We start from the raw sequence: 21378 nt of genomic DNA on the forward strand, positions 1-21378 counted from the left end.
TCCTTAGTGCTCATGGCTTGCGCCATCTTTACCTAATTCAGCTTTCATAAAGAAACTGTTTCTACTCACATAGCGTTGGTCTTTATCAAGACCTGACACTACCTCCGCCCACTCGTCGTCCTTCTGCCCTAAAGTCACTGGAGTGGCTTCAAAATAATCACCTTGCTGTACAAAAACCACCTCGCGATCATTTAGACGTTGAATGGCAGAAAGAAGCACCGCAACAGGCACTTCTTTTTCTTTAATGGTGATGGCTGCATTCACATACATGCCAGGTAACCACGCACGAGCTTCATTGGGGATTATTGCTCGAGCTAAAGTGGTTTGACTGTCTTCAATCCCTAAAGGAGCAATGTAAGAAATGATGCTCGTGGATTGGGGCTTACCTTCATCACCTGTTACGGTGACTTCCATACCTGACTTTATCAAAGGTGCTTCTTTGCGATATAAGGTAAAATCTGCCCATACATTAGCAAGATTAGCCACTTCAAAAATGGGTTTTGTACTTTGTGCCAACTCACCATTGGTTGCATATTTTTGTACAATAGTCCCGGTCATCGGTGCGGTTATAGTGTAATTTTGTAAGCTCTCGTTACTTTCAATCGTGACTAGCACCTCGCCTTTGGTCACCTCATCCCCCAAATTTTTATTGATGGCTTTAATAATACCTGAATAACGGGCATAAATAGGGGTAAGGGTATCGCGATTGGGAACAATTTTTCCTACTACCTTTAATTGAGTTTTAATGGTTTGGCTTTGTGCGACCACTGTTTGGATGTCTGCAGCTTTTAAAACGGTCTGGGGAATTTTAACGCGCCCTTCCGCAGTCTCATAATGCCAGGTTATGTTTTGCCCCTGGATGTTTAAGTTAATCCCTACTTCAAATGAATGGGGTTCACGAATCACTTCATTACTTTGTAAAAAAGTCTCAACAGGTGTGAAATGAATAGTTTCTTTTTTTCCAGAAAAGCGAGTTAACGCAACAGTTAATCGCGCTTTATCAGGTGACATGACTTCTCCATTCTCATAAAAGTAGGCACGAAAATGAGGAGGCATGCCCCGTTCAAAAATTAAAAGCTCCATAGCCAATGAATCTTTTTTAAATAAACGACCGCCTTGTGGTCCTTTTTCTATACTTTCTTGATGTTCAGTTTCTTCCGCAGCGGTTGAATCTTCTCCCGCCCATACATGAAAAAAACACAGAACACTGACTATAATAATGAAGGGTTTTAAAAAGTTCATTTGCTCTCCTTGGGATTATCCAGCCCCAAAAGTCCTGTGATCTGAATTAATGATTTATGATAATCGGCATGAGCTTGTTGATAATGTCGCTCTTCCTCGTATAACGCATTTAAAGCTACGGATAATTCAATGTAGGTGTAACGCCCCATTTGATACCCTTCTTGAGCAAGGTTTATGGATTTACGTGCTAAGGGTAACAACGATTTAGTAACCAATTGTGCTTCATAATTGTTTTGCTGTGCCTGTAAAAAGAACGCGTAGAGATTTTGGCGCAATTCCAATTGGGTTCCTCGATATTCATGAGCAGTTTGAGTGTATTGTGCTTCAGCTGTGAGAATTTTTCCTTGGTTTCGCTCGTATACAGGAACTTGGGCATAAGCTGAGGCAACAGCCGCATTACTGCCATCGTCTGAAAAATGACGGCCACCCAATTGGATGTTTAAATCAGGCCAAACCGATTTTTTTACCGCAGTAATGGTGGCGCGTTTGGCTTGCAGCAGAAGTTTCATTTGCAGTAATTGCGGACTTCCCGCTATTTTCTTTAATAATTGCGGCCAGTCCCACAACGTACCTGGCAATCCTCTATCCACCAATACATTATCAATACGGAAACTAGTTCCTAATAACCGCGCCAATTTTGCGCGCTGTAACAAGGCCTCACGTCCTGCTTTATTCTCTTGAATACGCGCTTCACCCAATCGCACCTGGGCTAATCGTAAATCTAATTCCGCTCCAGCTCCCGCTTTTACACGGCGATCTATTGCAGAAACTATGTCTTGGTTTAATTTTATTAATTTCTTGGTGACGAGATGCCATTGAGAGGCATACAATGCATCCACATAAGCCACACCCACAGCAACATAGAGCACTGCTTTTTGCACATTAATACTGGCAAGGGAGGCTAGATAATCCGCATAAGTCGCTTTTTGCAGGTACTGTAACCGATGGCCTAAAGGAATGGGTTGCGTTATAGAAAAAGTCGTTTCTGCAGCTTCATAACTGCTGTAAGAACCTGAGCCACCAAAGTTTTCTGCGGTCAGTGTGACTTGAGGGTTAGGATAAAGTCCGCTTTGAATAAAGTAGCCACGAATTGCCTGTGCTTTGTCAATTGTTGCCTGCAATTCTGGATTGTTTTGATAGGCTTGATTCAATGCGTCTTTAAATGTAAGTGGATTAGCAGCCATCACTTCGTTGAAAACAAAGATGAATAAAACCGTAACTATCCCTCTGATAAAATAAAGCATCCTTACCTTCAATAATTGTCTGTATTAACGAATCTCTATTGAGTTTACCCTTAAATAGATTAATTATACACCCCTGCGATTTATTCTTTAAAAATCATTTAAAAACCTGAGGATACATGTTAAAACAAAGATATTGATTATCAAATTAATGCGTTATTATAAGTGACTCTGCTATGTTGATTCGGTTTATAGGCATAATTCTTTTGATACATACTTCTCTCATAGCAGCTAAGCCCTTAACAGTAGGAATTGTATCTTACGATCCTCCGTTTACTATGCGTGCGGATAAAGATCATTATTTTGGTTTTGATATTGAGCTGATGACTAGCCTTTGTACCGAAATGAAGACTCAATGCCAATTTAAACCCATGCCTTTTAACCAACTGTTTACTCAATTAAACAAAGGAACAATCGATCTGGCAATTGCTGCCATCATCATTACCAATGAAAGGCAACAACAATTTTCTTTTAGTCTGCCTTATTTAATAAGTAAAGCACGCTTTATGACAACCCATAAAAATTCAATCACCACAGTGGGAGATTTAACGAAAAAAAATGTGGGTGCTATAGAAGGTAGTATATTTAAAGACTGGATTACTCAAAAATTGCCAGGAACATCCATTACAGAATACTCTACGACAGAACAATTAATCAGCGCATTAAATAAAAACGAAGTGGATGGTGTCTTAATGGACGATTTTTCTGCAGACTATTGGATAACCAATAATCAGCAATCGTTTAAAGGGATTGGAGAACCATTGCTCATTGGAACAGGCTATGGAATTATGGCTAAGAATGACTCCCTTAAATTAATAAACAGAGTGAATAAAGCACTAAAAAAAATAGTAAACAATAATATTTATCTTTCTTTATATAAGAAATATTTTCATACCATTCCCATGCACTAATGATTATAAACGCTTTCATTCCCATTCTTTTTAAATTACAGTTAATCTATTGAAACTAACACGGATAGTAACATGATTAGATTTTTTGTATTTTTAACACTTTTAGTGTTCTTATGCTCCTGTTCCTCGTCTACAGAAAGCACTAAATCCAATAATGACGCTCCGAAGAAACGCAGCTTTGGAGGCTATCATCCTCACCATCCACGACATTAACAGAGGATAAATGACTCTCATTAAAAGGAGCAAACTATGAATATAAAACGCTTTACCCTAAGTTCGTTATTCAACAAAAGTGTTAAAATCTCATTGCTTTTTTTTCTATTGATATCACTGGCAATAGCAAGTGAGCATCTTGCATCTCAAGTGATTATTCCTACGACTGCTCCAGAAATATTTCAAGAGATTGATGAGTACACTATAGTCCTTTATAAAGCAATTGAAAACAATCAGTTAAATGAAGTGCATTATCATGTTTTTGCTGTTCTCAAATTGGTGAACGCACTCCCTAATTTAAGCCAAAGTTTATCCCCAGCCCAATTAAAGATGCTTCAAAACTCTATTGCGTCTATTAAAAAACTGGCCACACAAATGGATGCCAGCAGCGATGCGAATGACCAAGAAGCAACTCAAGCCCAATTTAAAAAACTACGAAGTTTTATAAATGAACTCCACACCTATTACTCCATTAAAAAACATGTTCAATAATTATAATAACTATCTTTTTAATGGAGTTCCCTTGGTGATCTATTTTCCTCTATACTTGAATCAATCTCACGATTAAAAAGAGCGATAATGGACATCGTAATGAATCACAGTATTCTTGCTGTAAGTGGTGTTATTTTCGCTATAGGAATTGTATTGTTAGTTCTGGCCAATGGGAATTCTGGAAAAACAATGAGGCGTATGGGACTTATTCTTTCTGGTTGTGCATTAATTGCCTTTACTCTCTTTTTTTTTCTCGATGTGCTTCCAACGAACACTTAACTTCTGAGCACAATCTTAAAGGATAAATCCCTCTTTAAATCGAGTACAGGCAATCAATTAATAAATTGAATCCTTATTAAATCAATGTATAGTTGAATTTAGGGATAGGGATACTTATAAAATCTACTACAAAAATCAGCAAGGGATGTTACGTTATGATGCGCCATAAACATCAAAAGAAAAGCAACGGGTTCAAAAAATTTCATATCTGCTTTTGGGTTGTACCCCTTATGATTTTGTTGCTTATCACCAAATTTTTTATCCATCGTTTCAGTTTAGAATTTGTTGTCGTTAGCCCTCTTTTTACAAGCACCATGGCCGGTGCCATTTTTATTATCAGTATTTTGCTTGCTGGAATTTTGACAGACTTTAAAGAAGCCGAAAAATTTCCAGCAGAAATCAGAGCCTCTCTTGAAAACATACTGGAAGAAGCAACCCTTTTTCATCAGAAGAATAATGAGTTTGATTTAAAAAAAATTCATGCCACTATTAGTAAAATAGTTCAGCTCTTTTTTAAAGGAATAGATCATGAAGGAAATCACCACGATTTAGATCCATGCCTAAATGCTATCAATCAATTAGCATCTTCATTCTTAGAGATGGAACAATTAGGTATGGCACCTAACTTTCTTGTTCGTTTAAAAACAGAACAAGGTGCATTGAGAAAGATAATTTTACGAATATATCAAATTCAAAGAACTCAATTTATTCCCTCTGTACATATTCTGGCTGAATCATTAATAGGCTTTCTCACCTTCTTTCTTCTGTTCTTAAAGACTGAAGGATCTCCAGAATCATTTATACTTTTTGGCTTTATTGCTTATTTTTTCCTCTATATCGGTCGTCTCATCAGAGTATTAGAAAAACCGTTTAGAGAGGGGCATGAAACCATGGATGATGTGAGTCTTTTTCTCCTTCGAGAGATGAAATGATAACAACGTAATCCTATTGACCCATGCATCATTCGCATAAAACTAATTCTGATTTCTTAATGACAAGGAACGCATTTGGATTCTATAAAAGAACTCCAATTAAAGATCATTTATGTTCGACACTGAAAGATAATAGATTTTTACCGCACCACCCATTGAATAATTCATTCAATGGGTGGTGCAATTTGCCTAATTCCTCAATAATGCCTATCTTAATATTTAATAAAGTACACTAAATCCGTCAATGGATTTTTCAAGCTAATAATACATTATTATAGGGGCATTCTTTGAAAAGCAACGGGCATAGAGCATCACGGCTGAACAAGTTATCAAACACAATAAAAAGACCACCGTTTGAGTGTATTGCTCTGGTGTTACAAGGAGGTGGCGCTTTAGGTTCCTATCAAGCAGGAGTCTATGAAGCTCTTGCCGAGGTTGATCTCCTTCCTGACTGGGTAGCAGGTATTTCAATCGGTGCTATTAATGCCGCAATTATAGCAGGCAACCCAATCAATAATCGGGTCGCACAGCTAAAACTATTTTGGGAACATCTCTGTGCGAATCCTTTACTCGATTGGTCAAGTGTATTTGCTAAAATAACGTCCACCAATATCCTAGGGCGTAACCTGATCAATCAGACGAGTGCCTGGTCAAGTTTAATGAATGGAGTGCCTAATTTATCGCTTTTTATTAATAAACAAGATTTCCCTTTTAAAGCCTGGTAATGCACCAAGGGGTTAGACAGAGAAATCACTATGCCCATTGAGTAATGTAAGGATTTTCATATCCTTCTATGAAGGCAACCTGCGCCGCCCATTCACGCTCCCATGCTGTAGGAGGAAAGCGCTTATTCCAAGCAAGAAAAAGCTTTTTTTGCGAAGAGCTTAAGGGAATAGTATATTGTTGAGACATAAATAAATGTGCACGCGCGATAAGACCAGCAATTTTTTTTGCTTGAGCAAAATTATTTGGGGACGCAATTGAGGAGGAACTTACTAAAAAGACAGCAAAAAAAAGTGTAAAACGCATTAAATCAAGACCAGACAAAGAGAATCCGAGAATTATTATATGAAATAAAGACTAAAAATGACACATTAGCGTAGATGGAACATGATAATCGGAAAACTCTTCAAAAATTATAGCCCTTGCGCAGGGTAAAGTAGCTTGCAAGAAAAATGCTGTAAAATTACATCCTTATCAAGATAAGCATATAATTAGATTAATTCCCCCGATAGAGTGCATGATGACAGAATGGATTATACAACTGGGTTTTTCGCTGAGCCTCCTGGTCAATGCCCTTCTCTTTATTCCGCAAATTATTACCCTTATAAAAACAAAATCATCTCAAGGCCTGTCGCTCATTACTTTTGCAGGATTTAATATTATTCAACTGTTTACCTTGTTACATGGAGTCCTTATTGGTGATTATTTACTGGCAGGAGGCTATTTATTGAGTATAATTTCTTGTGGATGCGTATCAGTCTTGATTATTTATTATCGCTATTGGTATAAAAAGATGAAATAATCAATACGTTAGATGTCCTTAAAAAATATTTATTGTATTTATTTTGCACACAGTATAAAATACACACTCCTCTTGAAGCCATAAAGTGCACTATAAAGGAATAAACTGCATGCAAGATAATTTAATTTTATTGCCTCACGATCCCTCCATCTTAATCCAAGACTTATCTCAAAAAATTCATTATTTAAATATCATGAAAAACTTGATGGAGCACAGTTTAATAGCGATTAATCAGTTTCAAAATCAAAATCTGAAACGATTCGATGCGCAGGTTGGTGATACTTTATGTCAAATAAGGGCATATAAAATCCTCTGTCTCGCAACTCAAGATTGCGAAAAGATATCGTTAGATTTAAACCAATTAAACTCTCGGATACATCAAGTTATCCCGATTATCACTGCCCACCAGGTAGAACTTGAACGCTATCTAGCTACCCCAAAAAATCAAAGACCTGATTGGATACGTGCCTCCATACCCTTGCAAGGCTTGTTTTCCCAATGTGATAGCTTAGTTCCTCTATCCGATGATGCCCTCTTTATTGTATTATCGCACTTATTATGTCATTTTCATAAAGTAGATGAAGAGCACATTCCGATGTCTGTTGACGTTCGGCACGTTGCATCCGAATGGAATCTCTCACAAGGGTATGCAAAGAAACTGACTCATTATTTTCAAAAAACGCTTGCGAATGCATCGTGTTCCTTTATGTTTCAAATGCTTTCTGAACTCCCAAAACTGAATCAATTACAATCCATCTTTCCATTATTGCATCGCGCAGGCGATGAAGGGCGAATGGTTTTACCATGTCATGCAGTCACTGAAATAATCGTTCGTCATATGATTCAATCCGAAGCCCATGCTGTTTTGGTAATGAAAATAAATACACCACAAAAACAGCAGATAATGACCTTTCATTTCAAAGGAAACCCAAATCTCAATGAATTTGTTATGGTCAGCGACACATTCATACTGGATGATCTGCCATGCATGGTATTCTATGGTGTAGCAGAACACCAAGAATCACCCAATTACCAGAGGATGCGTAATGCTATACAGCATATGGGATTAAGCCATATTGTTCTTACAAATAATGCGGCTCATCCTCAGTACTCAGGAAGCGCGCTCGCAGCCTTTCGCGAAAACCCTTATGCAACGCTTCTCATAGAGAATACTCAACTATGCTCTATTGAAACCGCACAGATCATGCAATTAAGTGAGCAATTGAAAGACTTGCAATTAAAAGCACATCTCTGGGGATTAACCCAAAGTAATGCGTCAACGTTTTTTTTGAAACATATTTTTTGCAGTACTATGGATGAGTACCCTCATAGTGTTCTTAAAAAGATGCCTGGAACTGCAATCGAACGCATAAGACCTCATATTCAAGTACTTCCTGAGGCTAGTCTACGGATGGCATAAAGATATACGTAACCTGGTCTATACTTAATTTAAATATTGACGAGGCATATCTTTAAGGACATCTATGGGGCAACTCCCTTCCCTAGACTTACTAAAATACCTTATTCCTCAGATGCCGCATCAAACATTTTTATTGGATAGGGATAAACATATATTAAGTTGCTCCTTGCTCCAAAAGGTTTGTTTTGGACTTCCCCTAACACCCATGGAAGATTCAGCCCAATTAGAAACTCTACCCTTTTTCAAATCATACCCTGAAGTGTTTTCATTATGGGAAGAACATATTAATTTGATATTAAATGCAAAAATTTCAGCACAGGTAGAGTTATTGAGCTGGGATTTGAATAAGAACTTAGTCATGCAGCAATTTTCATTCATACCAATAATAGAGAATAAACGGATAATTGCTCTATTTGGTACGGTTCCTATTCGCCAACAACACACCTTATTTCATTCCTCTGAAATTTCGTTTGAAACCATACTTACTAGTCTCCCTGGTCACGTATATTGGAAGGACAAAGAAGGCCGATATCTCGGTTGTAATAGTTTGCAAGCTTATGATCTCAACCTAAATTCTGTTGATGAGATTATTGGAAAAACAGATTATGACTTCTCTCCAAAAGAAAATGCAGATCAATTTCGTGTCATAGATCAAAAAGTCATGTTAGAGGGTAAAGAAATTGAAGTTGAAGAAGAAATTTTTATAAAGGGACGCCCCATTATAGTACTTACTCGTAAAATACCCCTGTTTACTCAAGATGGTGCAATAATTGGGATATTAGGCATTTCTTTTGATATTTCTGACAGAAAAACCCAAGAATTAGAACTCCAGGATGCTAAAAATCGTGCAGAGATCGCCAATATAGCTAAAACGGAATTTCTAAATAATATGCGCCACGACATTAGAACCCCCCTTTCTGGCATTGTTGGATTTTCAGAAATACTAAAAACAGAGTCAAGGGAAGAGCGAATTAAAGAGTATGCTGATAATTTAATTGCATCCAGTCATGCACTGCTTTCATTGCTTGATGAAGTATTAGAGGCAGTTCGAGTGAGCGCGGGTGATATTCCTATCATTAAAAGAAAATTTAATCTCTATGAATCCATGGAGCATGTTGTAGCCCTCTATCGTGCCAAATCACAAGAGAAACAATTAAAACTGCATTTAGAACTGGACACCCAATTACCTCAATACGTTATTGGCGATAAAATCCGATTTCATCGTATCGTCTTGGAACTCGTAGGTAATGCACTTAATTTCACTGATTCAGGGTTCGTTACCATTAATTTGACCTTAGCTCGCGAAACAGAACGACAATTCATCATTCAATTAAAAATAATTGACTCAGGAATTGGTATACCGAAGGACAGACAGGATGAGATTTATATACAATTTAAAAGATTAACTCCCTCGTATCAAGGCACATATAAAGGTGTTGGTCTGGGACTTTATGTAGTAAAGCAATTTATAGATGAAATGGACGGGGAAATTTACGTAGATAGCGAACCTCGTAAAGGAACAGTATTTACTTGTATAGTTCCTCTACAAAAACCACTCTTAAGCGATACACAGGAAGCTGAAGATCAACAGCAAATCAGAACAGATGTAAGTTACATGACTCCCATTTCTCATCAAACGATAATACCTTCTCCAATAAGTGAAAATATTCCGAAAACAAAAGTTCTTATTGTGGAAGACAATGTAATTGCGCAAACTGTAGCAAAAACTCTTCTTAAATCAATGAATTGTGAGGTGGAAATAGCTTCAAATGGACTATCTTCTATTGAATTATTTAAAAAACACACATTTGACTTGATTTTCATGGACATCGGTTTAGGTGAGGGAATGGACGGCTACGAAGTAACACACCACATCCGAAATAAAACCACTACAACAAAACACGTACCCATTATAGCACTCACTGCCCATGGCGGTGATGAGAGCAAACAACGTTGCATCGAAGCAGGAATGGACGCGGTTTTAACCAAACCGCTAACTCAGGCTCATGCCATAGATATTCTTAAATCGTTCATACCAGAGCGGCATGAAACGCCAACTGTTGATCTCTCCAAAGCAAGAAAAGACTTGCCTGACAGTGATGATGAGATGTTTCAATTAAACCAGTTCCCTATCTTAAACAGTGAAGAAGCATTGAAGAACTGTGCAACTCATGAGATGTTAAAAGAATTGTTAACCTTAATGACTCAGGAACTTCCCACTGATTTGGAATCCATGAAAAATGCCTTCAAGACTCTTGATTATCCACTGGTTGAAAAAACCGCCCATAAAATAAAAGGTGGGGCGGTTTATGTAGGAACCATCCGTATGAAATACGCCTGTCAGTATGTTGAACGCTACTGGAAAACTGGGCAACGTGAATTATTTGATGCACTCTATCATCAGGCAGTAAGTACTATAGAAGAAACCATCACCTATATTGAGGGATGGCTGCAAAGGAATACCCCATGAATAAAAAATTGTTTCATACACTGGAGCGCGAGTGTTTAATTTATTTATCCAAAAAAGAGGTAACGCAAGAACTGCTTCGCCCGCTAATTAATGAATTTCTTTCCACACAACCAGAGCATCTACTGTTAATCCTGGCCAAAGAAGAACAAACGACTGAGGCAGTCAGTGATGTAATCGCCCATCAATTCACAGATACCCATGATATTTTAATTCATCGAGTGATACACCACCTTAACGATCTGCTTTATGAAACCATCAAGCCTTATTATTTCCAGAATAAATGCTAATAAAAATCCACTCATCTCGCTATGACAAAAACCATTAGGAGTCAGTTGATGTATTCTCTTTCTTTAACTGCTCCTGTTTTCTTAAATAAATTTCCTGCCTGTTCACAGTCACCTGTTTAGGCGCATCAATTCCCAGTTTAAAATTTCCCGGTTCATGGGTTTTAAAAGGGGTAATCACCACCTTTTGATTGTTCTCCAAAGTAATAATTAACTCAGATTCAAAAGCTACTGTTCTTATTTCCATGTTGGCTTACTCGTTTTAGTTCAAAATAATTGCCGAAAAAGGCATTCATTGATGGGTTTTCCCTATACAGATATTCTAATATGAAGACAATGCCTATTCCAACACCGTTTTCAAAGAAGAATAGCCCCTGTTATACTGCAGCAACCATCGGCGTCCCATAGGTGGAGACTGCCAAAAATGGAGGTTCTTTTTTAATTGCATAAAACCCATTGATGCTAGGCTTAACCTCATTACTGAACTCCTGCACCTCATTGGATTGTTCTGCATCCAGTTGCTCCAGACGAATAATCTGTTGTTCCTGCCTGTCTAACAATGTGCGATACCTTTGATTGCTTTGTTCTAATTGTTTCGTAACCACTGCGAGTTTGCGTTCGGCCTCACATATTCGTTCCGCAACTTGATCAAAACTTTTTTCTTTATTGGTAAGAAACTCATTGAGTCTTAATTGAAATGAAGTTCTTTGTTCTTCATCTGCAATGACCGTTTTTGATAAGGCCTCCACGGTACTTCTCAGAACGAGGGTAATCGATTGTGCCTGGTCAACCTCTTTACCCATTTTTAGTTTAATGTCTTCAAGTTCTTTAATTTTATCAGATAGCTGATTCTGATTGTCTTTATACGCCAGAACAACCTGCTCTAATTCCTTTTGAGTGTTTTCTAAAACTTGAGACTGTTCCTCAATAGAGCCTTTAAGCGTTTTGGCAGTCAATTCGAGTTCAATCTGAGTTGCACGCAGTGCCTTTTCGGTATCATTCAATTCACTGATTTGTGACTTTAATGTCTTAATTTGCTCACAAAATTGTTGAACACTCTCGGTTAGACGTTCATTTTCTTTCTGAAATGCATCAATTTCAATGGCCAGTTGTTCGCGCAAGAGGTCTAAAGTTGAAATAATGGTATCCAGCAGCTCAACAAGACTAGAAATTCCTGCATTTAATTGTTCGCTATTGTCTGTATTTTGACTCTGATGATTATCCAGAAGGAAACTGCTTGCTGTATAAACAATTGCTGTAACAATACTGAGTGTAATGAGGGCTGCAAGATTTGCCATGAGCCCAGTCAACAAAAGAGGTACGGTAAGCACTGCACCTGCGGTAATTTTTTGCCATAAAGGGATTTTATTCCACAAATTGGCAGCCCTCGATAATAGACTTGGATTTTGGTTCATCGCTTGAATCAGTTGATTCAGATCTACCTTGATTTTCTGTATTTTATTTTGAGTCGTTACAATCTTCTCAAAACGTTCTTTATCTTTTTTTGTTTTCTGAGCGAGAGTGTCCTGCTCCATGTCTTCTGATTGATGGATATCAGAAGCCAACTCAAGTTCCACTTTTTGATACGACATGATTCTTCCTTACAACGAATGGGTCATCCATTTTTTTTAAATCGAAATGGTGTCACCTGATTATCAGAGTAAGATTACGATAAGCAGGGTAACGGATAACCTCTTAATTATTGAGTTAATTACCAGTACCTTTTTTACGTATTGGATTGAGGTGTATCTGCGGTTTTTGAAGCAGCGTATAAAAACCGTGAAAATAAGGTCTTAAGGTTGCTTATTGAGGGGGGAAATTGATTTTTAATATTCAGAATGTTACTCATTACCACGTTTCCTTAATTTGGTTTGAAACAACAATCAACCGAGCGCTTTTCCTGGAACGGTTAAATCTTGGTCATTCTATCGAATAAATTGTGTTCAGTCATTCTTTTTTTAGTGACCCACTTTTATTGATGATATTACAGGCTTTAGGTTATCTAAATGGATGTTTTTTTGGATCCCACCAACCACCAAGCGGTTCGTTTTCATCAAAATACTCATGCACTTTTTTAAAGGAATATTGAGACAATTGTTCATATTCTGATTGGGGTAACAACATATAGTCTTCTTCATCATCAATAATAGAGTTCAGCATCACTCCGACCAGGTGGCATCCATGCCATTTTGCACGGGTAGTTCGATTTTTTCTTTTGGTGTTTTTATGACACCGTGCGGCAAAGGACTTCACTTCATCGTTCAAGAAGGCATCAAGGTAATGAAAGGTTTTGTAGGCCAGCTGAACATGGTTTGGGTGACCTGCAAACACAGTCGGCTGTCTATTTCCTGCGGTGATGGAGGCAGTGGTGCAGCCAAAGATGTATCCTAAAAGAAAAATCAGTTCATCTGCGTAATCATCCATAGTCAGATTCCCTACGTTAAACCCCTTACTGATCTCAAAGAGTTCTGGATTAAATTTTTGAGAAAAGAGCTTTTGATTTAAGAGTTCCTGACGGATTAAAAGCAGTTGTGGTCCAATCTGCTGGCAATTGTCTTCGGTGAGGTAATAATTAATCGTTTTATTAAAGGTGTCCAGTAATTTTTCATCTGGTTTTTTAATAGTAAGACGCTCAATATATTTGCGGTATTTTTTATAGGACTCATTGGTTCTAAAATCATAGCCTTCAGGTTTACGTGGCCATTCGCGTACTTCTTCAAAATCAAAGAAATCAAACTCAGTGTCTGACTCTTCCTCGTCTGATGACTTATCAAGTTCATCACCAAACAAGGAAATGACATTGGTGTTGCCTTGCGCAACTGATGTTATCACTGGGATTGACAAACCAGTTGGTTTTGGATTGATGTTACTAGGTTTTAATGTGTCCGTGTTTATCGATGGTCTAATTGATTCAGTATTTTTGTCTCGCAGTACGGTACAGCCATCCACTATCGCCTGTGAGAGACTGATATTTTTTTGATGTGCGATTTCTTTTAATGCGTTATAAGCTTCATCACTGATGGTGATAGTACGCAGAGTTTTCTCGACCAGATATTTTTTTTGATTCAGAGCACGATAACAGCGACTAAAAGCTTGAGGATCTACGAATTCATCAAGCCATAATTGAAACAAGCGGACTGTTTCTTCATCATGTGCTGTGTTTTTGAGTTCAGCAAAGGCTTGGATTGCTTTTATTTTCACCAAATTGTTCGTCTCTTCAGTCATAAATCGATTATTTTGAATGGCACGTTCAAAATAGTGATAACAAGATACATAGTCATCCAGGGATACTTTGCGCTTTTTATTGGCCATAGTTTATAAAGCTCTATAGTAATTATTGAAGGCAGTTTATTGATAACCATTGAATTTATCAATAGTTGATACATTAGATATGTTTAATTTGGGTTTTACACCTGTTTGTATTTACCATCTGTTGATACATTGATTATATCAATTAGCCCCCCGGCCGGGATCTTGGTAAAAAAGGGTCATGTTTAACTTTTAATCTTAAAAATAGCGTTCGAATGAAATAGTTAATTACTATTTCATTTAACTATTACTCTCATTGAGTACACTTTCTCCTTGTTCTTAAGTCCTTATCGGTATTGCCTTAAGTCAATCTATTCACATGGTTATCCCCTAAAAATGTGGATAAAGGTATGTTCGAATTTTGCCCACCTGCCTTTGATTTTGGAGCTTAGGAGCATTTAATAGTTATGAGCGAAGCGAATTCATTTAAAGCAGTTTAAAAGAAAGATTTAGATTTGTGCCTCGTCATTCATCGCTCAGTCGCAAAAATAAAAATAACGGAGTATTTTATTAAGAACAATGAGGAACGGAGCGAGCTTGCGAGTGAGTAGTCATTGTTCTTAATAAAATGCGGAGTTATCTTTTATTGCGATTGAGTGATGAGTGATGAGGCAATCGATCTTTAATTATTGCTTTGTTTGTTTTTTTATTTGATTATTGGCCATAGGCCAATTCCTTTTAATAAGATGAAATGATTGATGAGCGAAGCGAATTCCTTATTATTAATTATCCACAGAACCTTCTTGTGGATAATATTCAAGAAGGTTTAAACGGGACTATAAGTAAGAGCGGACACTTAAAAGCTATTCTATAAGACACTTAAATTTCATTATGACAAAATATATACAGTAGCTTTTGTTAAAAATGATGGTTTATTCATTGTAATTCACATGTTTTGCAGGTGATGGACATTTTTTTTAATCTAATTATAGATAGTGATAAAAATTGGGGTTTGTGAGGCATTTTAGTGGTGTTGGAGGTATAGAAGGGCTTCTCTAATAACAAAGGTAAGGGTATTGAAGTAGGTTACAGCGCCCTATTCCCGCAATTTGTGGCGACGTAGAAGGGATTCTCTTCGTCTGCGTTCTTTTTCGCGCAACCGCTCTTCAGTGTTTTGCTCTCCCTTAAGCATGCCCTTCATCGCATCAAGATGGGTTTTAGCATTCCCTTGGGGAGCTATAAAATCAAGAATGTTACGTGCGGCAGCCTGAGACTCCTGAGCATTGGCAATAAAGGTGCTTCGCTTCTTATTAAGCCGTTTACGCGCTAGAGCGCGTTGAGCAGACAGAGCCTGCAGATTAATGTTGCATGCTTTAAAAAAAGCGGGCGTTAGGCATTTTACCGCAGCAAGACCAATAAAACGCTCTTTTCCCTCTTCAAGTTTGACATCAAAACGCTCGATCATTTTTAAATAGCCTGCACGAACCAGTAATTTAATGGCGCGTTGTGCTCGCTTTAAACCAATTCCTGCCTTATCAGCAAGAAATTCGATGGTAAGGGAGCGAAATCCTTCACTTGCATGAGGTACACCCACCCTAAGGCTTGCCAGTTCTGTGTAATGTAATAAGACCTGAGCAATACTTGCCAAAGCTTCACGTGCCTCAGAGCGCTGCTGGCGCGTTGAGTTGCGACGCATACGGATTTCTTTAAAATAGGATGTGGGTAGCCCATAGTAACGCCGCCAGGCATCAATCGCCCAGGTAATTATTTTGGGGCGATCCTTATGTTCCTGTGGCTTTTGAAAAAAACGCGGGGACTCAGGATCATGGCCGCACCAGTTACCCTGACGCACCACTCCTGCTCGTCTAGAGCTGTAGTTTGTGTCTGTTGATTTCTTTATGAAATCAATGCAATCCATCACTAACGCACTTTCTTGCATGCGTAAAGTATCCTTAGCGTCTAGCCAATTCGTTGACAAAAAGTTTAAGGAATACTAATATGATAGCTGAATACCCTCAGAAGTATTATGCATATTAGTATCCTATGTTTTTTCTTTATGGCTTGGTTGCAGCCATGCCATAAAGCCCTCTTTTCTTTTATCTATTTATTTACCATTCTTCGTCTTCTATAAATTTTATATTTTTTTTATTATGAATAATATTTCTCTTCTAATTGAGATTTAATATGCACTACAAATTTTAAATGATCAATATCTAAAAAAATATCAGATGATTTTTTCACACCCAAAACTCACATAACATATTGATATTTAAGAATAAATTTATTAACAAAAAAATATAATCTCTATTTTCCCGACACTAAAAAAGAAATACACTCATAAGCACTACGGTAGTGCAATTATGCTTTATTATTTATATTTTTTGATGTAATGTAGTTAGTACAAATCTTAATATTTAGGGGAGTTAATATGGCAATAGAGAATAACAAAGCAAAAATTGTTGTTATTGCAAATAATAAAGGTGGGGTTGGAAAAACTGTGTTAGCGCAACTATTAATTAGTTATGCAGTTACCATATTAGGGTTGCGAGTATTAGCTGTAGATGGTGATGGGCAAGCAAACCTAAGTAAACGAATTGTTAAAGATAATAGACTAGAATTACCTGCAAAATATTTTCCACCAATTCATCCTGAATATGATCCTGAATTGCATCCTAATTGGGATGGTATTTCTAGCCTAGCATCTTTATATATGAAAGATCAGCCTATTGCTGCTTATCCTGCCTATGAATATGAAAACTTAAAAATTATACCAGCCCATAATGAAATCTTGAAAAAAATTGAAGAAAAACAATTTGATAGCAATTTATCATATGATGATTTATATGATATCCCAAGAAAATTTTTTGATCCTGAACGTATGTATCAAGCTGGATTTGATTTGATTATTGCAGATTGCGCTCCGGCCATATCAATAACGTCTGTTGGTCTAATGCGTGCTGCAACTCATACTGTTATGCCGTTTCAACTACAAGAGAAAAGTTGTGAGGGTTTGAATGCAATGCTGCATTGTTTTCATGAACAAAATGATGCAAAACCTAGATCTCAAGCTAGTAAACTTATTGGGTTTCTAGCCAATCAAAAGGCCTGGAATAAAAGGACAGGGCAAGACGACCAGCGTAGTAAATTAGAAGAGAGTGTTTATATCAAGCCTTATTTAATTCCATGTGAATTAAGAGATTCTGGAGATATGTCAAAAGTAGATACGAAAGGAGCTGATTTAGCTATGCCTTTTAATGGACTAAAGAAGAGTTCAACATTAAGAATTGATGCGATTAAAGCATGTAATTATATTTTTGAAAAAATAGGATTCGAAGATCTTATTGCAACCAAAGGATTAGTAACAGAAGAGCTGGAGGAAATGGCATGAGTATGATTTTTGAGAACAGTACAATAGAACGCACAGAAACAATAATAAAAAAACCAAGTTCATCAAATGGTGATGTTACTAGGTCATTAAATTTTGGAAATGTTTCTAAACAAGTAAGTTTTAATGATGGAAATGACGAAGGCTATTATAAAGTTAGGCCTAAAGCTTTAAAACCTAGCGCTCATAATCCTCGTCCAGACTGGGTGATTGATGATGCCTGGTTGGTAAAACATGTTGGTATCGATATGGAGGATATTTTTGAATCTAATATGAACTTGAATTGTTTAGTAAAAATTAATGAAGAAGAAGTTGATGGCAAATTGATTGAATCTATTATATTTCCTCAATTTGAAGAGCTTCTTAACTCTCCCAATATCACTCAAAAAAAAGAATTTGACTTTTTGGTTAATCTTGCAAAAAGCATTAGGGAGACTGGACAAATACAGCCGATCGAAATTGAATCAGACTCTGAAAATAATACATTAGTTGTGCTTGAGGGTCACTTAAGACGTTTGGCTTGTATTCTTGGTCGCATTCCCTATATTAAGGCAATTCGCAATGAAGGCCTTCATAATTTGAGCAGAAGAGATAAGATTGGTCGTCAAATTACTGAAAATAGTTTGAGGACTAATATTAGTGTTCTAGGTAACTTTAAACTTGCCTCTGAAGAAATTAAAGAAAATCCAAAGATAACAGTTAGAGACCTTTCAACTAGATTAAAAATTCAGAAAGATTTAGCTTCCACCTTAATTAAATTAATTTTATATCCAGATAAGTATCATTCATCAATATACTCAGCGTTGGAGTCGGGGCATTTATCAGCCAATAATCTCATTAAAGTGGCGTCATATAATCGACAAGATCGCCAGGAATTATTTATTTATAAGTTGTTAGAAAAAAATATTGAATTACCTGTTCAAATGAAAAAACCCATTCCAAGAGGAACTGATGGCCGCAAAAGATCCGTTGCTTCAATGCAAATTAAAACAATCGACAATTGTGTTAAAGCAGGTAATAAGCTTCTAAGCTGCATACCCGAATTGAAGGATTATTCGACTATTTCAGAAGTTAAGACAGTTGATGATATGGTATCTCTTTTAAAATCATTGGAAGAATTTTTATTGGGAAAAAGTACTGAGGAAAAATAATGTTTCTAGAAAGACCTAAAGAACAAAAGAGTTGTTTAAAAAAACAAAAAAAAATTACTCTTCGCGTCCCAGAAAAATTATGGACATCTATTCAAGAAAAAGCCAAGAAAGAATATTCGGGAAGAGGGAAGCAATCTCAATTAGTAAATGAGGCTTTAGAACACTTTTTTAAAAGTTCATCAGTAGATGATATTAATTGGAATAATTCATCCGATGATTATGTTCTTATTAATTTACTGACTCAAATTAAATTAGGAGCCATGATGAAAAACATTGGTTCTAATCCTGTTCAAGCAAATATTGATATGCATAACATAGAGAAATTAATAGATTTAGAGCTTAACATAAAAAATTCTAGAAAAATGTTGGAAGTACATATTAAACCCGCAATTATTCGGATGGCTTTAAGCCAATGGATGTATGCGGACCGAAAGTTTCTTAAGGATATAGCAAGCGAAGAATAATAGTCCCGTACGGGACAAGTCTTCTATAGCCCATGATGGCAGAGGATTATAGGGGTTTTTAAGTTTTTTTTTGCAAGCAAATAAAAGGCAATTTTATGAATATCTTAGGCAAGGGTATTAATGCAATTGAAGTTGATTTATTAAACTTAAACCATGAAAAGCAAAGTGGAAATATAATGAAAAATATTTCGCTTGCAAAAATTGTTCTTGGTAAATATCAACCTCGCAAACATGGGAAAATTTCAAAAGAGTCTCTTCAAGACTTAGTAGAGTCTATTAAAGAACAAGGCGTCTTACAACCTATTATTGTTAGAGAAATGGATGATGAAAAGTATGAGCTGATAGCTGGTGAGAGAAGATATCTTTCAGCTTTAGAAATTGGTTTAACTGTAATTCCCTGTCTAATAAAAAATGTTAATGAGAGAGAAGCTTTTGCCATTGCATTAATTGAAAACATTCAACGAGAACAGCTAACTTTACTTGAAGAATCTGAATCTTTATTAAAGCTTAAGGATGAGCATTTTTTAAGTGTTGATCAAGTATCCAAAATAATCGGTAAGCCGAGATCTACTGTTGCCAATTTAATTCGTGTTGCATCATTATTAAGCCCTGAATGTAAATTGTTTTGGGAAAATGGGGATGTGGATTATGGCCATATTAGAGCAGCAATTATTTTAGATCATAAATTTCAAAATATTGTAATTCAATATGTTATAGACAAAAAACTCTCTGTTCGAGAAACAGAAAAGTTTATTAAGGAGAAGAAATATCTGGATTTACTTGAGCCTCAGGTTACAAAAATAAATAATAGGCCTCTGGTTTCAAGTGATGACATGAAGATCTTATCCGAAAAATTTTTAAACCTATACAACAAAAATGTAAGAATTAATGCATTAAAGACTGGTCGAATAAGAGTTTTGATGGAATTTGAAAGTATTGAAAGGATTTATGATTATCTTGATATTGAAAATTAAAAATATTTATAAATAAGCAAATCCATCAGTATTGATTTTCAAAGTAGATACTCCCTGGTCAAGTGAAAACGCATGAAACCCGTTTTTGCGCAGAAAATGCACTGCATAATCACTTCTAACGCCACTTTGACAATAAACAAGCAATTTATCCTGTGGAATTTTATTAGATAGCTCAATCATCTGGCTGAAAGGAATATGAAGTTCATCACTAGTTAACTTGACCTTACGATCTTCATTAACTTCTCTAATATCAATGACTTTATAATTTGATAAATCAATTTTTTGAAGTTCCACACTAAAATTTTGAGTTGGCCAAGAAATCGATTTATGATGGCAGCCTGAACAGCGATCTATTTGTGAAAATGGTAACTGTTCTGTCTTTAAGGTATCACTATCAAAAGTAATTATTTTTTGAACTGGGGTGGCGTTTGGATTTACAAAATATTTAATGGCTAATGATGCGGTCATCGATCCAGCTATACCTGTTGTTGGACCTAGAACGCCAGCATCAGAGCAGTTGTTCATTAAAAAAGGTGGTGGTGGTTCAGGAAATATACATCTATAACATCCTTGTTTAATATCAAAAAAAATGATTTGTATTTTATTTTGAAAAATACTTGAGCTAATGAATGGTTTATTCAATTGACAGCAAATATCATTAACTAAATAACGAGTTTTAAAATTATCGGAACCATCAATAATTAAATCGTATTGAGGAATAATACTATTTGCAATTTCAATATTTAATTTTGAATTGTATTCAATTAAATTTGTTTCTGAGTTTATGGAGCTTAGTTTTTGGTAAGCAATAGATGATTTGGTGCTCCCAATATCATGTTCGGTATAAAGAATTTGTCTATGTAAATTAGACAGAGTCACAAAATCATAGTCAATAAAACCTACTTTCCCAATGCCACCAGCCACCAAGTACATAAGAGCTGGGGAGCCGATTCCTCCGGCTCCAATTACTAACACAGAAGCCTCAGCTAATTTAAGCTGGTTTTCTTCCCCAAGAAGATTAATTTGTCTACAATAGCGTTCTGATGGCATATATGACTATAAAAATAACGAAAAAATTTATTGAATCTAGAGCATGAACTGAAACTTTAGGTACTTTAAGACCAACATCTGCTCATTGTAGTCTCA

The 21378-nt window shown here is 36.4% G+C and carries 22 protein-coding genes; 13 read left to right on the forward strand and 9 right to left on the reverse strand.

Annotation, left to right across the window (positions count from 1 at the left end; genetic code table 11):
- Nucleotides 1-3: 3 nt before the first annotated feature.
- Both IZU94_RS00730 and IZU94_RS00735 read right to left on the reverse strand, forming a co-directional pair.
- A complete protein-coding gene (locus IZU94_RS00730) occupies nt 4-1242 on the reverse strand; it encodes an efflux RND transporter periplasmic adaptor subunit (protein WP_028383792.1) in 1239 nt (412 codons plus the stop codon).
- Nucleotides 1239-2486 carry a TolC family protein gene (locus tag IZU94_RS00735; protein ID WP_058388971.1) on the reverse strand — a complete coding sequence of 416 codons (1248 nt, stop codon included), beginning with the start codon at nt 2484-2486 and terminating at the stop codon, nt 1239-1241. The genes IZU94_RS00730 and IZU94_RS00735 overlap by 4 nt, the downstream gene beginning before the upstream one ends.
- Nucleotides 2487-2659: 173 nt before the next feature.
- Between IZU94_RS00735 and IZU94_RS00740 the strand changes: the two genes are divergently transcribed.
- The 5 genes from IZU94_RS00740 to IZU94_RS00760 all read left to right on the forward strand — a co-directional run bounded on the left by IZU94_RS00740 (nt 2660) and on the right by IZU94_RS00760 (nt 6035).
- Complete coding sequence (locus tag IZU94_RS00740) at nt 2660-3394, forward strand: transporter substrate-binding domain-containing protein (protein ID WP_238400288.1); 735 nt, start codon at nt 2660-2662, stop codon at nt 3392-3394.
- A 249-nt stretch (nt 3395-3643) separates the two neighbouring features.
- On the forward strand, nt 3644-4099 hold the full coding sequence (locus IZU94_RS00745) for a hypothetical protein (protein ID WP_028383852.1): 456 nt from the start codon (nt 3644-3646) through the stop codon (nt 4097-4099).
- 87 nt (nt 4100-4186) lie between these two features.
- Nucleotides 4187-4378, forward strand: coding sequence for a hypothetical protein (locus IZU94_RS00750; RefSeq protein ID WP_028383851.1), 192 nt, complete (start codon nt 4187-4189; stop codon nt 4376-4378).
- A 155-nt stretch (nt 4379-4533) separates the two neighbouring features.
- Entirely contained in the window at nt 4534-5310 is a 777-nt protein-coding gene (locus tag IZU94_RS00755) for a hypothetical protein (protein ID WP_035921635.1), read from the forward strand.
- A gap of 287 nt (nt 5311-5597) precedes the next feature.
- Nucleotides 5598-6035 (forward strand): patatin-like phospholipase family protein, encoded by a 438-nt coding sequence (locus tag IZU94_RS00760; protein ID WP_238400289.1) that lies wholly within the window; start codon nt 5598-5600, stop codon nt 6033-6035.
- Nucleotides 6036-6063: 28 nt separating this feature from the next.
- On the opposite strand, the gene IZU94_RS00765 is transcribed toward IZU94_RS00760, so the two are convergent.
- Complete coding sequence (locus IZU94_RS00765) at nt 6064-6339, reverse strand: endonuclease (RefSeq protein WP_115343607.1); 276 nt, start codon at nt 6337-6339, stop codon at nt 6064-6066.
- A gap of 211 nt (nt 6340-6550) precedes the next feature.
- Here IZU94_RS00765 and IZU94_RS00770 point away from each other — a divergent pair, with 211 nt between their 5' ends.
- The 4 genes from IZU94_RS00770 (at nt 6551) to IZU94_RS00785 (ending at nt 11012) form a co-directional block, all read left to right on the forward strand.
- Complete coding sequence (locus IZU94_RS00770; RefSeq protein WP_051190617.1) at nt 6551-6835, forward strand: PQ-loop domain-containing transporter; 285 nt, start codon at nt 6551-6553, stop codon at nt 6833-6835.
- 109 nt (nt 6836-6944) lie between these two features.
- Nucleotides 6945-8255 carry a hypothetical protein gene (locus IZU94_RS00775; protein ID WP_028383848.1) on the forward strand — a complete coding sequence of 437 codons (1311 nt, stop codon included), beginning with the start codon at nt 6945-6947 and terminating at the stop codon, nt 8253-8255.
- A gap of 64 nt (nt 8256-8319) precedes the next feature.
- The gene (locus tag IZU94_RS00780) at nt 8320-10725 is read left to right on the forward strand and encodes a response regulator (RefSeq protein WP_203107379.1); all 2406 of its coding nucleotides are present in this window, start codon (nt 8320-8322) and stop codon (nt 10723-10725) included.
- Nucleotides 10722-11012: a histidine kinase gene (locus IZU94_RS00785; RefSeq protein WP_203107381.1), complete on the forward strand. Its 291-nt coding sequence runs from the start codon at nt 10722-10724 to the stop codon at nt 11010-11012. The genes IZU94_RS00780 and IZU94_RS00785 overlap by 4 nt, the downstream gene beginning before the upstream one ends.
- Before the next feature lie 34 nt (nt 11013-11046).
- Here the strand turns inward: IZU94_RS00785 and IZU94_RS00790 are convergent, their stop codons facing one another.
- From IZU94_RS00790 to IZU94_RS00805, 5 genes are all read right to left on the reverse strand, one after another.
- Nucleotides 11047-11256, reverse strand: a complete 210-nt coding sequence (locus IZU94_RS00790) for a carbon storage regulator (RefSeq protein ID WP_028383846.1) — start codon at nt 11254-11256, stop codon at nt 11047-11049.
- A gap of 130 nt (nt 11257-11386) precedes the next feature.
- Nucleotides 11387-12601, reverse strand: coding sequence for a LegC2/C7 family Dot/Icm T4SS effector (locus IZU94_RS00795; RefSeq protein WP_203107383.1), 1215 nt, complete (start codon nt 12599-12601; stop codon nt 11387-11389).
- 134 nt (nt 12602-12735) lie between these two features.
- Complete coding sequence (locus IZU94_RS18275; RefSeq protein ID WP_255542209.1) at nt 12736-12858, reverse strand: hypothetical protein; 123 nt, start codon at nt 12856-12858, stop codon at nt 12736-12738.
- Nucleotides 12859-13007: 149 nt separating this feature from the next.
- A complete protein-coding gene (locus tag IZU94_RS00800) occupies nt 13008-14321 on the reverse strand; it encodes a DUF7168 domain-containing protein (protein WP_203107385.1) in 1314 nt (437 codons plus the stop codon).
- A gap of 1033 nt (nt 14322-15354) precedes the next feature.
- The gene (locus IZU94_RS00805; protein WP_182352951.1) at nt 15355-16197 is read right to left on the reverse strand and encodes a hypothetical protein; all 843 of its coding nucleotides are present in this window, start codon (nt 16195-16197) and stop codon (nt 15355-15357) included.
- A gap of 489 nt (nt 16198-16686) precedes the next feature.
- Here IZU94_RS00805 and IZU94_RS00810 point away from each other — a divergent pair, with 489 nt between their 5' ends.
- From IZU94_RS00810 to IZU94_RS00825, 4 genes are all read left to right on the forward strand, one after another.
- Nucleotides 16687-17646 (forward strand): ParA family protein, encoded by a 960-nt coding sequence (locus tag IZU94_RS00810; protein WP_028383843.1) that lies wholly within the window; start codon nt 16687-16689, stop codon nt 17644-17646.
- Nucleotides 17643-18794: a ParB N-terminal domain-containing protein gene (locus IZU94_RS00815; protein ID WP_028383842.1), complete on the forward strand. Its 1152-nt coding sequence runs from the start codon at nt 17643-17645 to the stop codon at nt 18792-18794. The genes IZU94_RS00810 and IZU94_RS00815 overlap by 4 nt, the downstream gene beginning before the upstream one ends.
- Nucleotides 18794-19258, forward strand: coding sequence for a hypothetical protein (locus IZU94_RS00820; RefSeq protein WP_028383841.1), 465 nt, complete (start codon nt 18794-18796; stop codon nt 19256-19258). The genes IZU94_RS00815 and IZU94_RS00820 overlap by 1 nt, the downstream gene beginning before the upstream one ends.
- Nucleotides 19259-19353: 95 nt before the next feature.
- Nucleotides 19354-20232, forward strand: a complete 879-nt coding sequence (locus IZU94_RS00825) for a ParB/RepB/Spo0J family partition protein (protein ID WP_051190616.1) — start codon at nt 19354-19356, stop codon at nt 20230-20232.
- 6 nt (nt 20233-20238) lie between these two features.
- Here IZU94_RS00825 and IZU94_RS00830 read toward each other — a convergent pair whose 3' ends face one another.
- Complete coding sequence (locus IZU94_RS00830; RefSeq protein ID WP_182352993.1) at nt 20239-21282, reverse strand: ThiF family adenylyltransferase; 1044 nt, start codon at nt 21280-21282, stop codon at nt 20239-20241.
- Nucleotides 21283-21378: the final 96 nt, after the last annotated feature.

This window comes from Legionella bononiensis, from assembly GCF_016786215.1.
In the GTDB taxonomy this organism is placed as follows: Bacteria; Pseudomonadota; Gammaproteobacteria; order Legionellales; family Legionellaceae; genus Legionella; species Legionella bononiensis.